The sequence below is a fragment of the Microbacterium sp. CIAB417 genome (assembly GCF_022788845.1).
The window spans coordinates 24,622-37,173 of sequence record NZ_JAHZUT010000010.1 but is presented as its reverse complement, the minus strand read 5'-3'; the positions used below and the strand labels follow the sequence as shown (position 1 = coordinate 37,173).

The 12,552-nt window shown below is 69.4% G+C and carries 8 protein-coding genes; 3 read left to right on the top strand and 5 right to left on the bottom strand.

What is annotated here, in order from left to right; all coding sequences use genetic code 11:
• Window positions 1-173 precede the first annotated feature (173 nt).
• Window positions 174-2,195, top strand: coding sequence for a DNA helicase RecQ (gene recQ, locus KYX17_RS27570; protein WP_243232044.1), 2,022 nt, complete (start codon window positions 174-176; stop codon window positions 2,193-2,195).
• A 72-nt stretch (window positions 2,196-2,267) separates the two neighbouring features.
• On the opposite strand, the gene KYX17_RS27565 is transcribed toward recQ, so the two are convergent.
• The 4 genes from KYX17_RS27565 to KYX17_RS27550 are packed head-to-tail and all read right to left on the bottom strand — an operon-like array spanning window position 2,268 to window position 7,600.
• Entirely contained in the window at window positions 2,268-3,188 is a 921-nt protein-coding gene (locus KYX17_RS27565; RefSeq protein ID WP_243232042.1) for a carbohydrate ABC transporter permease, read from the bottom strand.
• Complete coding sequence (locus KYX17_RS27560; protein ID WP_243232040.1) at window positions 3,188-4,081, bottom strand: carbohydrate ABC transporter permease; 894 nt, start codon at window positions 4,079-4,081, stop codon at window positions 3,188-3,190. The genes KYX17_RS27565 and KYX17_RS27560 overlap by 1 nt, the downstream gene beginning before the upstream one ends.
• Window position 4,082: 1 nt before the next feature.
• On the bottom strand, window positions 4,083-5,366 hold the full coding sequence (locus tag KYX17_RS27555; protein ID WP_243232038.1) for an ABC transporter substrate-binding protein: 1,284 nt from the start codon (window positions 5,364-5,366) through the stop codon (window positions 4,083-4,085).
• Between the two features lie 38 nt (window positions 5,367-5,404).
• A complete protein-coding gene (locus KYX17_RS27550; RefSeq protein ID WP_243232028.1) occupies window positions 5,405-7,600 on the bottom strand; it encodes an alpha-galactosidase in 2,196 nt (731 codons plus the stop codon).
• A 113-nt stretch (window positions 7,601-7,713) separates the two neighbouring features.
• Here KYX17_RS27550 and KYX17_RS27545 point away from each other — a divergent pair, with 113 nt between their 5' ends.
• Complete coding sequence (locus KYX17_RS27545; protein ID WP_243232026.1) at window positions 7,714-8,823, top strand: ROK family transcriptional regulator; 1,110 nt, start codon at window positions 7,714-7,716, stop codon at window positions 8,821-8,823.
• Between the two features lie 10 nt (window positions 8,824-8,833).
• On the opposite strand, the gene KYX17_RS27540 is transcribed toward KYX17_RS27545, so the two are convergent.
• Window positions 8,834-10,099: a GNAT family N-acetyltransferase gene (locus tag KYX17_RS27540; RefSeq protein ID WP_243232024.1), complete on the bottom strand. Its 1,266-nt coding sequence runs from the start codon at window positions 10,097-10,099 to the stop codon at window positions 8,834-8,836.
• Window positions 10,100-10,428: 329 nt separating this feature from the next.
• On the opposite strand from KYX17_RS27540, the gene KYX17_RS27535 reads away from it, so the two are divergent.
• Window positions 10,429-12,537, top strand: coding sequence for an acyl-CoA dehydrogenase (locus KYX17_RS27535; protein WP_243232023.1), 2,109 nt, complete (start codon window positions 10,429-10,431; stop codon window positions 12,535-12,537).
• Window positions 12,538-12,552 lie beyond the last annotated feature (15 nt).

The following is a 12,552-nucleotide window of genomic DNA, read 5'->3' as shown; positions in this document are numbered from 1 at the left end:
GTGTGGGACACGGATGGGCGAGGGGGATGGGCGGAGCGTTGCGTGTCTCACTTGTGCACGTTTCAGGGGCTTCGGGCGTGAACGTTTGAGACACGCAGGGTGGAGGCCGAGGCAGAGACCGCGGGCGGCGGGAGCGGGCGGCGGGGTGAGGGCGGGGCGAGGATGCGGGGCGGATGCGGGGCAGCGAGTCTGTCGGCGGGGCTGGTTACCCTGGAAGGGTGAGTTCGCCGCATCCGTCCTCGTGGGACGTCCCACCGGATGACTGGGCGCCTCCCGAAGACGAGCCGCCGTACGATCCGTACGGCGAGAGCGGTTGGGTTCCGCCCGACGACGGCTGGGTCCCGCCGGAGGATGCGCCGCCCGCCGCGCCGCGCCGAGACTTCACCGGCCAGGACCCGCGGGCCGTGTTGCACGAGGTCTACGGCTACGACGCCTTCCGGGGCGACCAGGCCGACATCGTCGATCACGTGGTCGGCGGCGGCGACGCCATCGTGCTCATGCCGACGGGCGGCGGAAAGAGCGTCACCTACCAGGTGCCGGCGCTCGTGCGGCCGGGGACCGGGCTCGTCGTCAGCCCCCTCATCGCCCTCATGCACGACCAGGTCGAAGCGCTGCTCGCCAACGGCGTGCGCGCCGCCTACCTGAACTCCACGCAGCTGCCGGGCGAGCGGCAGAGCGTCGAGCGCGCGTATGTGGCCGGCGAGATCGACCTGCTCTACGTCGCCCCCGAGCGACTCAACCTCTCCACCACCACGGCGCTGCTGAAGCGCGGCAGACTGAGCGTGATCGCGATCGACGAAGCGCACTGCGTGTCGCAGTGGGGTCACGACTTCCGCCCCGACTACCTCGCCCTCGGCGAGCTGGGCGGCCTCTTCCCTGGCGTGCCGCGGATGGCGCTGACCGCCACGGCGACGCGCGCGACCCATCAAGAGATCACTCAGCGACTGGCGCTCGGTGACGCCCGTCACTTCGTCGCGAGCTTCGATCGGCCCAACATCCAGTACCGCATCGAGCCAAAGGTCGATCCGCGCCGCCAGCTCGTCGCCTTCATCCGGTCGATGCCGGAGGGCTCCGCCGGCATCGTGTACGCGCTGAGCCGCAAGAGCGTCGAGCAGACGGCCGACTATCTGCGTGCGCAGGGGATCGATGCCCTGCCGTACCACGCGGGCCTGCCGGCGGAGACCCGCGCGGCGAACCAGTCACGGTTCCTGCGCGACGACGGCGTCGTGATGGTGGCCACGATCGCCTTCGGCATGGGCATCGACAAGCCGGATGTGCGTTTCGTCGCGCACATCGATCTGCCGAAGTCCGTCGAGGGCTACTACCAGGAGACCGGCCGCGCTGGCCGCGACGGCGACCCTTCCGTCGTCTGGATGGCGTACGGGCTCGGCGACGTCGTGCAGCAGCGGCGACTCATCGACCAGAGCCCCGGCGACCGTACGTTCAAGATCCGGATGGGGCAGCATCTCGACGCCATGCTGGCGCTCTGCGAGACCGTCGAGTGCCGCCGGCAGAACCTGCTCAACTACTTCGGCGAGCAGGCCGAGCCCTGCGGCAACTGCGACACGTGCCTCACCCCGCCCGAGATCTTCGACGGCCTCGTGCCGGCGCAGAAACTCCTGTCGACGGTCGTGCGCCTGCAGCGGGAGCGCAACCAGTCCTTCGGGGCCGGCCAGATCATCGACATCCTGCGCGGTGCCGACACCGACCGCATCCGTCAGCAACGGCACAACGAGCTGGCGACGTACGGCATCGGCGCCGACCTCAGCGATCAGGACTGGCGCAGCGTCATCCGCCAGCTCCTCGCGCGGGGCGTGCTCGTCGCGCGAGGTGAGTACGGCACTCTCGCACTGGGCGAGGAAGCCGGCGGGGTGCTGCGCGGCGAGACCGCGGTGCGCCTCCGGCGTGACGTTATCGGCCGCCCCGCGGCGGCCCCCCGAGCGCGGCGTGCCGCCGCATCCGACGCCGTGGCCGAGGGTGATCGCGCACTGTTCGAGGCCCTGCGCGAATGGCGTGCCCAAACCGCACGCGAGCAGGGGGTTCCCGCGTACATCGTTTTCGGCGACGCCACGCTGCGCGCGCTCGCCGAACATCGTCCCGATTCGCTCGCCGCCCTCGACGGCATCACTGGCATCGGCGCCAAGAAGCGCGACGCCTACGGCGAGGCCGTGCTCGAGGTGATCGCGGCCGGCTGAGCCGGAACGTGCGACACGAGGAAGGGGGCCCGGGCGTCGATCGCGCGCGGGCCCCCTTCCTCGTGGATGCGGCTACTTGATCGACCCGCGCATGACGCCGGAGATGACCCACCGCTGCGAGAAGATGTAGACGATCAGTAGGGGGGCCATCGCCATCAGATACGAGGCGAACGCCACGGTGTAGTCGGTGTTGTACTGGCCCTGGAACACGTACTGCGCGAGCGAGAGCGTGCGATCCGACGGCGAGGTCAGCACGACGAGCGGCATGATGAAGTCGTTCCACGCCCACACGCACGTGAGGATGCCGACGGTCGCGTTCATCGGCATGAGCAGCGGGAACACGATCTGACGGAACACCCGCCACGTCGATGCGCCGTCCATGCGCGCGGCCTCTTCGAGCTCGATCGGGATCGAGCGGATGAAGGCCGTGTAGATGAAGATGTTCAGGCTCAGCCCGTAGATCGTGTACAGGATGATCATGCCCGCGGGGTTGTCCAGCCCCAGGAGCGAGGTCTGCTTGACCAGCGGCAGCATGATGATCGGGAACGGGATGAACAGCGCCGCGAGCAGGTAGTAGAACACGCCCTTGAAGAACGGCCGGTGCAGGTTGCGCGCCAGGGCGTACGCCACGAGCGAGCTGGTCAGCAGTGTGAAGACGACCGAGCCGACCGTGATGATGCCCGTGGTCAGCAGCGCTTGCGGGAAATCGGTGCGCTGCCAGGCGACGGCGAAGTTCTGCCAGTCGATCGGCCACGGCAGCTCGAAGCCGGTGCCTTCGGCGAGCTGGGCGGGCGTCTTGAGCGCCACCGAGATCGCGAGGTAGAGCGGGATGAACACCGTGAGCGAGCAGACCGCGATGAGCGCCGTCGCCCACCAGTTGGTGCGGCGGGTGTCCGACTCGTCGTCACCTCCGCGACGGCGGCGACGACGGGGGAGAACGACGGCGCGGGTGGCGTCCTCGGCCTCGATGGGGGTGGTGAGTGAGCTGGACATCAGAAGTCGGCCTCTCTGCGCTGAAGGACCCGGAATTGGAGGAGCGAGACGATCGTGATGACGATGAAGAAGATCACCGCGTTCGCCGTCTGGTAGGCGAACTCGCCGCCAGAGAAGCCACCGCGGAAGATGAGCATCGTCACCGACTCGGTCGATGTGCCCGGTCCGCCGTTGGTGAGGGCGATGATCGGGTCGAACACCTGCAGGAACCCCTTCAGGCTCAGCACCACGTTGATCGTGAAGAACGCGCTGATGAGCGGGAAGGTGATCGAGCGGAACTGACGGCCCGTCGAGGCGCCGTCGATGGATGCGGCCTCGTACAGCTCGCCGGGGATGGTCTGGAGTCCGGCGAGGTAGATGATGATCGAGAACGCGCAGGCCTGCCAGACCGCGAGCGCCACCACGGCGGTCCAGGCGAGATCGGGGTTGGTGAGGATGTTGTCGGCGAACAGCGGGATGCCCGACAGGATCTTGGGCAGCGAGTTCGAGAACAGGAACTGGAAGACGTAGCCGACGACCAGCACCGCCAGGATGTAGGGCACGAAGTAGACGCCGCGCCAGAAGTTCCGTGCGCGGATCTTCGCGTTCAGTCCCATCGCGATCGCGAGGGCGATCGCGTTCGTCAGCACGGTCGCGACGATCGCGAACAGGAACGAGAATCCGTAGGCCTGCAGCACGCGGTCGTCGCGGAAGATGTTCACGTAGTTCGCGATGCCCACGAAGTCCCACGTGCCGTAGCCCGCGTAGTTCGTGAAGCTGAAGAACACGCCGATGATCACCGGCAGGGTGTGGAACGCCGCGAAGGCGATCACGGCCGGCCAGACGAACCAGTAGAAGGCTCGCGGCGCGAGTTTCGTGCGGGCGGACGGCCCGGATGCGGTGAGGGTGGCCATCTCAGTCCTCCGTCGGGGTAATCGTGCGCGCGGCGACCTTGCGCCACTCGTTGTCGAGGGTGCGCAGCGCGCCGGAGGCGTCGTCGTCGTACAGGAACTGCTGCACGATGCCCGTCAGGGGGATCGCGGTGGGCACCTGATGGTCGATGAAGCCGGTGATCTTCCCCTCGTCGAAGTAGGGGGCGATCGACTGCAGCGCGGGATCGTCGCTCAGCTCGGCGCCGATGACCGAAGGCACCATCGTCTGCGAGGCGGCGAAACGCTCGATCACATCGGGGCGGAAGAGGTACTCGATGAAGCGCAGCGCCTCTTCGCGGTGCGGGGTGTCGCGCGCCATGGTGACGGTGACGTCGACGCCGGACACCAGCATCCGATCGGCAGGATCCTCCGGCACCGGGTACGGGAAGATCGCCGCTTCGATGTCGGGGTTCACGGCCTTGACCGGACTGAGCGCCCAGATGCCCTGCAGCATCATGGCCGCCCCGCCCTGGGCGAACAGCGAAGTGCTGTCGTCGTACGAGGCGCCGCGATAGCCGTCCTGCGAGTACTGGAAGAGCTCGGCCTGGCGGGCCATCGCCTCCGGGAAGTCCTTCTCGAACGACACCTGTGCATCGGCGCCGACGTCCTCCCCTTCGGCGCGCATCTCGTCGAAGAAGCCGTCCTGGCTGTAGTACGCACCGATGCCGTTCCACGAGGGCATCGCCGTCCAGTTCTCGGCGAGCGACGTCGCGAACGGCGTGATGCCGCGCTCGACGAGCGTCTCGCACAGCGCGATGAGCTCGTCCCAGGTCTCGGGAACGTCGAGGCCCTGCTCCTGGAAGATCGCGCGGTTGTAGATGATGCCGTTGGCGTTGTTCACATAGCCGAGGCTGTTCACCTCGCCGGGTGCGGTGCCCAGCTGGGCGAGGATCTCCTGCACGCCGGGGTTGATGGTGTCGAGCACGGGCTCGTCCGAGAAGTCGTAGAACACCCCGGCCTCGGCGAGCTTGCCGAAGTTGCCGTTGGCGTTCAGCGTGATCACGTCGGGCGTGCGGTCCTTCACCAGCAGCGTGCGGATCAGCGTTTCGGAGTCCGCGACCTGGTTCTGGACGACGCGGATGTCGGGGTTCTCGGCCTCGAACGCGTCGATGATCTCGGCGAAGTCCTCGAGTGCCTCTCCCTTGAACTGGAAGAAGTCGAGTGTGGTCACCCCGTTCGACGGATTCGCGGCGCAGCCGCCGGCCACGGCGACCAGCCCCGCGAGGCCGATGACCGCGGCGGCGGTGCGGATGATGCGTTTTCTCATGGTGCGCGCCTCCTTGCGCTGGGTGATGTGCCGCCTGATCAGGCGGCGGAGTCTACGTCGGTCTCGTCGGCGAGCGAGATCTCGACGACGACGGATTGCTGGGGGTTCTGTACGGGCGGGCGGACGCCCACGCGTGCGAGCTGGCGGCCGGTGAGCACGGTGTCGTGGTGCGCCCATGCCAGCGGCGACTGCGCGGGCTCGGACACGATGCCGCCGGGAGTGACGAGGCGGATGCGGTACTCTCGCTGCTCGTCGAGCCCGGGGAACCGCACGCGGCCGGTGGGCGACGAGATGAGGGTCTGCGTCTGCGAGATCGTGAAGAACGCCACATCCCGGTCCGGAGCGACGATGCCGCGCACGTCGAGACCGGGATCCGTCGTGTCGACGTTCACGACGTGGCCGGTCGCGACCAGGGGGCGCACCCGCTTCGACAGGGCCACCCAGTCGGCGACCGATGCCGCATCCGCGTCGGAGAGCGTCGTGACGTCCCACTCGATGCCGAAGTGGCCGAACAGGGCGACTGCGCCGCTCATCGTGAGCGATACGGTGCGACCCGTGGAGTGCACGTGGGGCGTGGTCAGATGCATGCCCATCATCTCGGGCGGCACGACCAGGCCGGTGTAGCGCTGGTTCTCGAGCCGCTCGACCGGGTCGAGGCAGTCGCTCGTCCAGATCCGGTCGGTGCGGTCGAGGATGCCCAGGTCGACGCGCGCGCCGCCCGACGCGCAGCTCTCGATCTCGAGGCCAGGGTGCGTCGCCTTCAGCTGGTCGATCAGGCGGTACACCGCCAGGGTGTGGGCGTGCACCTGACGTGCTCCGCCGGGGCCGGATGCGGCATCCACCAGGTCGCGGTTGTGATCCCACTTGATGTAGGAGATCCGGTACTCGGCGAGGATCGAGGCGATGCGCTCGGCGAGGTAGGCGTACGCGCCGGGGTGCGCGAGGTTCAGGACCTGCTGCTGACGGGCGGCCGGCGGCAGAGTCGAGCGGCCGCGGAACAGCCACTCGGGGTGCGAGCGGGCCAGGTCGCTGTCGGGGTTGACCATCTCGGGCTCGAACCAGAGGCCGAACTCCATGCCGAGTCCCGTGACGTGGTCGACGATCGGTCCGAGACCCTCGGGCCAGACGGTGTCGTCCACGTACCAGTCGCCGAGGCCCGCCGTGTCGTCGCGGCGGTGACGGAACCAGCCGTCGTCGAGCACGTAGCGCTCGACGCCCAGGCGTGCACCGGCGTCGGCCAACGCGATCAGCTTGTCGAGCGAGTGGTCGAAGTAGACGGCCTCCCACGTGTTGAGGGTGACCGGGCGCGGGCGGCGCGGGTGCTGCGGGCGCGCGCGCCACTCGTCGTGGAACCGCGCCGCCAGCTCGTTCAGCCCGTCGCCCCACGAGCCGAGCACCTCGGGAGCGGCGATCTGCTCGCCGGGGGCGAGGACGATCTCGCCCGGGCCGTAGAGCTCGCCGGCGCCGAGGAATGCCTCGCCCGTCGTGGTGCGCTCGGCGAGCACGCGCTGGTTGCCGCTCCAGGCCAGATGCACCGCGTGCACCCGCCCGCTCTCGAAGCCGAAGCCCGGGCGGCCGGCGGCCAGCAGCAGCGTCGCATCCGCACCGGGACGGCCGCGACGGCTCTCGCGCAGGTGCGTGCCGAACGTGAGCTCGTGGCGCTGCGCCGACCGTTCGCGCAGATGGCGGCCCGTCGTGTCGAGGATCTCGGTGGCATCCCAGGGCACGGGCAGCAGGGACTGCAGGGTCTGCACGGTGTAGTCGGTGGGTCCCGTGTTGGTCAGGGTGAGGCGCTGGCGCACCAGGCCCGCCGCGCCCACGGACAGGTCGACGCGCAGTGCGAGCGCGCTCTCGTCGTCGGTGAGGTCGACCCGCAGGGCGGTCTCGGTCGCGGCGGCCTGACGCAGCGTGAACAGTGCGCTCGTGGCGCGGCCGTCGCGGTGCCCCTCGACCGAGGGCGTCCCGAGCCAGCCGGCGGCCTCGGTGGGCGCGAGCGTGAGTCGCGCGGTGGTGTCGAGGCCGCCCGACACCCGCTGCGCGCGCGTCGCGATCGCAAGGGATTCGAGAGTGCGCGGCGAGCAGTCGCCGAGGTCGTCGCCCCAGTGCACGATCGCCGGGTGCGGTTCCGCCGCGAGGTCGATGACGACGCTGGTGCCGCCGCGACGCAGGTGGACGACGCCGGACGCGTGTCCGGGAGGGGTGGCGGCCAAGACGTCACTGTCGGTGTCGAGCATGGTGTTAGTTCTAACACGAAAATAAATAGACGGTCAAGAGGGCTCAAGTCGAAGATCTACCGCTCATTCTCGAATGTTTTGTGCCACAATGAAACGAAAGTGAGGGTGGTGTGATGAGTGACAGCGAGGCCGCGCTCGCTCGCGCCGTTCTGATCCACGGCCCTCTCTCGCGCCGCGAGCTCACCGGAAGGCTCGGGCTTTCGCCGGCCAGCCTCACCAGACTCGCCAAACCGCTGCTCGACGGCGGAGTGATCATCGAGCTCGATGACGTCGCCGACGGTTCGATCGGCCGGCCGTCCCGCCCGCTCGACATCGCCCCCGATCTCGGCAGATTCGTGGGTATCAAACTCACCGGCGATCGTCTGTTCGCGGTCGGCACCGATATCCGCGCGGAACTGCTGGCCGAGTGCGAGCATCCGCTCGTGGATCGTGACCCCGATGCCGTCGTCGCGCAGATCCGCGCGGCCGTGGCGGAGCTCGCCCTCGAGGGGATCGTCGGCGTCGGTATCGCCCTCGGCGGAAACGCGCGCGACGGCGTGGTGCGCCACGCGCCCTTCCTGCAGTGGCACGACGTCGACCTGGGTGCCCGCGTCGAGGCGGCGCTCGGGCTTCCCGTCGTCGTCGAGAACGACCTCGTCGCGCTCACCGAGGCGGAGCGATGGTTCGGCGCCGGGCGTGGCCTCGACGGCTTCGTGACGGTGACGATCGGTGCGGGCGTGGGCTACGGGCTCGTCGTGGACGGTCAGGTCGTGCGCACGGCCGACGCCACGGTCGGCACCGGTGGGCACATCCCGCTCGATCCCTACGGTCCCGTCTGCTCCGATGGCCATCGCGGCTGTGCGCAGGCGATGCTCTCCGCGGGCTCCATCGCGGCGCAGGTGTCGGCGGCCAGGGGCGAGTCGGTCGACTACGCCGAGACGCTGCGCTTGGCCGCCGCGGGCGAGCCCGCTGCCCGTGCGGTGGTCGACGCCGCGGGGCAGGCGCTCGGTCGGATGATCGCCCTGGCGCTGAACTTCTCCCTCCAGTCGGCCGTGGTGCTCGCCGGTGAGGGGATCGGGCTGTTCCCGATCGCCGAGGCGGAGGTCCGTGCCGCTGTCGCGGCGGGCCGGGACCCGCAGAGCGAGCCCGTCGACATCCACGTCGATGACTCGGGATTCCGTGCCTGGGCGCGGGGTGCCGCGGCGGTCGCCATCCAGGCGGCCATGACGCGGCTCCCGTTGTAGAGCCGGATGTTCAGGCCGCCGGCTGAGCCGGGAAGGTGCGGATGCGTTCCACCCGCATCCGCATCGGATACGTGGAGGCGGCGCGCGGCGCCCGTGGCAGGTCGTAGAGGTCGAGCATGAGCTGCATCGGGTAGTCGATCGCCTGTGCGACCGTCTTGACCCACCGGCCGTCGATGAAGAAGCGGATGCGGTCGGGCGACCATTCGACCGCGTAGTCGTGTGGGGTGGTCAGATCTCCCGTGACGCGTACCTTCTCGAAGGCGTCGCGCAGTGCGGGGTCGTGCTGCGCCTTGACGCCGACGCAGACCCAGCCGCCGTCATCGTCGATCTCGTCGCCGAAGATCTCGCACACGCAGATCTCTCCCGAGCGTTCGGGGGCATCCTCGAAGCCGATGGGCCAGAGCGCTGAGAGCGCCCGCGGATCGCGCACCGCCGACAGTCGAACCTCGATCACGCCGTGGCGTACCAGGTGCAGCCGCTGCTCCGGCTGCTGTTCGCGCACGACGAGACCCTCGCGGAAGCGGTGCTGTCCATCGGCACTGCCGACGGGTCCGGAGCGCTGCCCGGTCTGCAGGTGCGCGACGCGCACCTCGCCGTCCCACTCCGGAGCCCAGGGTGCCGTGTCTTCGTCGATGCGCAATTCGAGCCCGTCGGGCCCGGTGCGCCAGCGCGCGCTCGCCGCATCCCGACTCGACCAGTGCGGCAGGTAGTACGGCGACCAGATCTCGCGGTCGAGCGTGTCGACGAAACGCTCGTCGAGGTCGGGGATGCGGCCCGCGAGATCGAGCGGCGACATGTCGAGCGCCCAGGCGGTCACGGTGAGCTCGCCGCCACGCCAGGGCTCGGTGAACGTGCGTCCCTGTATGAACCCCGTCGTGCGGCAGAGCGCGTTGGATGCGGCGTTCTCGGCGCCGGGGTAGGCGACGAGCAGCTGCCGGTCACCACGCTCGCGCACCCGGGCGATCAGCAGGCGGAGCGCCTCGCGCGCGATGCCGCGACCCTGCCATGCGGGCTCGACACCCCACCCGGCCTCGTATGCGTGAGTCCCCTCGTGTTCCGCCTGCCAGAAGCCGATCGCTCCGACCGGCTCGTCGTCGAGGTCGATGCGGTACATCTCAGCCTCGCCCGAGCGCCACAAGCGCAGATACTTCTCGTGACGCGCCATGACCTGCTCGGGCGTCTCGGGGCCGCCGAGGAGGCGCGTCATCTCGGGAGTGTTCGCCCGCTCGAGCACGGGGAGATCCTCCGCCGACCACGCGCGCAGTTCCACCGTCATGGCACCCCTCCCGCCGCCCATCCTGCCCTCGCCCGCCGACACCCGCATCCCACCGGGTTCGGTGGCGCCGAATTGCGGGTGTGGCGCCTGCGCACCCGCGTCTTGCCGCCACCGAACCGGCGGCGACGGCGCTCAGTGGCGCCGAGACGTGGATGCGGAGGCCCCGCACTATATCCCCGCCGCCGTCGAGCGGGGATGTAGTGCGCACACAAGCACACGGGGCGACGGGGCGGCAACGGGTTGTCGATGTCCTGCAAGCGAGTTGGGATGGTGTTGTCGTGCTCCTACGGTCGAGATCGTCTTCCTCTGTCCCACCGAAGGGTGATGCCATGACCGACGCCGTCGTCCGTCCCGCCAAGCCTGCGACCAACCGTCGCACCCCCGCCGGAGGTGCGCCCACGGCGGCGCACTCCGCGGCAGAAGCCGCCGAGCCGCGCATCGACCTGCCCGCCGTGACCGAGATGCTGCTCGGCACATGGGGCAAGACGCGCCGTGAGGCGCGCGAGATGATCAAGGACCCGGCGTTCTGGCGGATCGACGGGCAGACCGTCGCCGAGCACCGCGACCGTGTCTTCGGTCAGCTGGGACTCATCGTCGAGCAGGGCGTGTCCGCGCGCGCCTACCCCGTCGAGTACGGCGGTCTCGGTGACAACGGCGCGAACATCGCCGGCTTCGAGGAGCTCGTGCTCGCCGACCCCAGCCTGCAGATCAAGGCCGGCGTGCAGTGGGGGCTCTTCGGTGCCGCCATCCAGCAGCTCGGCACCAAGAAGCACCACGACAAGTGGCTCGCCGACGTCGTGACGCTGAAGCTGCCGGGTGCCTTCGCGATGACCGAGACCGGCCACGGCTCGGATGTGGCCGCGATCGGCACGACCGCGACGTACGACGCCGACACGGAGGAGTTCGTCATCCACACGCCGTTCCGCGGTGCGTGGAAGGACTACCTCGGCAACGCGGCGGTGCACGGGCGTGCGGCCACCGTCTTCGCCCAACTGATCACCGGCGGCGTCAACTACGGCGTCCACTGCTTCTTCGTTCCGATTCGTGACGAGGCCGGCGACTTCCTGCCGGGTGTCGGCGGTGAGGATGACGGCGTCAAGGGCGGTCTCAACGGCATCGACAACGGCCGCCTGCACTTCGACCACGTCCGCATCCCCCGCGAGAACCTTCTCAACCGCTACGGCGACGTCGCCGCCGACGGCACGTACTCGAGCGAGATCGCGAGCCCCGGCCGCCGTTTCTTCACGATGCTCGGCGCGCTCGTGCAGGGCCGCGTCTCGCTCGACGGTGCGGCCACCACGGCTGCCGCCCTCGGGCTCAAGATCGCCGTCACCTATGCCAACCAGCGCCGGCAGTTCGATTCCGGGGCAGGGACGCCCGAGGTGACCCTGCTCGACTACGGCAAGCACCAGCGCCGTCTCCTGCCGCGCCTGGCCACGGTGTACGCGCAGGCCTTCGCACACGACGAGTTCCTGAAGAAGTTCGACGGCGTGTTCTCCGGTCGCACCGACACCTCCGAAGAGCGCGAGGATCTCGAGACGCTCGCGGCGGCGCTCAAGCCCCTGTCGACGTGGAACGCGCTCGACATCCTGCAGGAGTGCCGCGAGGCGAGCGGCGGCGCCGGCTTCCTCGCCGAGAACCGGCTCGTCGGTCTGCGCAGCGACCTCGACGTGTATGTGACGTTCGAGGGTGACAACAACGTGCTCCTCCAGCTCGTCGGCAAGCGTCTGCTCTCGGACTACGCCTCGCAGTTCAAGGGCAAGGATGCGGCCGCGCTCGCCCGCTTCGCCGTCGGCAGCACGGCGGGCAAGGTGTTCCATGGAGCGGGCCTTCGTCAGCTCGGACAGTCGCTCGCCGACCTCGGCTCGACCGCGCGCTCGGTCGAGCTCGGGCTGCGCGAGGACCAGCAGTTCGAGCTACTGGCGGGACGCGTGCAGCAGATGGTCGCCGACGTCGCGGCGCGACTGCGTCCGGCGGCGAAGCTGCCCGCCGCCGAGGCCGCCGCGCTGTTCAACGAGTGCCAGTACGACCTCATCGAGGCCGCTCGTGCACACGGTGAGCTGCTGCAGTGGGAGGCCTTCACCGACGCCGTGCACCGCATCGGCGACGACGGCACGCTGCGCGTTCTCACGTGGCTGCGCGATCTCTTCGGGATGAGCCTCATCGAGAAGCACCTCTCGTGGTACCTCATCAACGGTCGCCTCTCGGCTCAGCGCGCAGGTTCCGTGTCGCGCTACATCGGTCGCCTCTCGGCCCGGCTCCGCCCGCACGCGCAGGACCTCGTGGACGCGTGGGGCTTCGAGCCCGAGCACATCCGTGCACACATCGCGTCGGGCGCGGAGCAGCAGCGACAGGACGAGGCGCACGCGTACTACGCGGATCTCGCCGCATCCGGTGAGGCGCCGGTGTCGGAGAAGTCGCTGCAGAAGAAGCGCTGAGCGGTGTCGGCGCCC

Coding starts and splice junctions, on each gene's coding strand:
- recQ (WP_243232044.1), top strand. CDS start 174: ATGCGGGGCAGCGAGTCTGTCGGCGGGGCTGGTTACCCTGGAAGGGTG.
- KYX17_RS27565 (WP_243232042.1), bottom strand. CDS start 3,188: ATGTCCAGCTCACTCACCACCCCCATCGAGGCCGAGGACGCCACCCGC.
- KYX17_RS27560 (WP_243232040.1), bottom strand. CDS start 4,081: ATGGCCACCCTCACCGCATCCGGGCCGTCCGCCCGCACGAAACTCGCG.
- KYX17_RS27555 (WP_243232038.1), bottom strand. CDS start 5,366: ATGAGAAAACGCATCATCCGCACCGCCGCCGCGGTCATCGGCCTCGCG.
- KYX17_RS27550 (WP_243232028.1), bottom strand. CDS start 7,600: ATGCTCGACACCGACAGTGACGTCTTGGCCGCCACCCCTCCCGGACAC.
- KYX17_RS27545 (WP_243232026.1), top strand. CDS start 7,714: ATGAGTGACAGCGAGGCCGCGCTCGCTCGCGCCGTTCTGATCCACGGC.
- KYX17_RS27540 (WP_243232024.1), bottom strand. CDS start 10,099: ATGACGGTGGAACTGCGCGCGTGGTCGGCGGAGGATCTCCCCGTGCTC.
- KYX17_RS27535 (WP_243232023.1), top strand. CDS start 10,429: ATGACCGACGCCGTCGTCCGTCCCGCCAAGCCTGCGACCAACCGTCGC.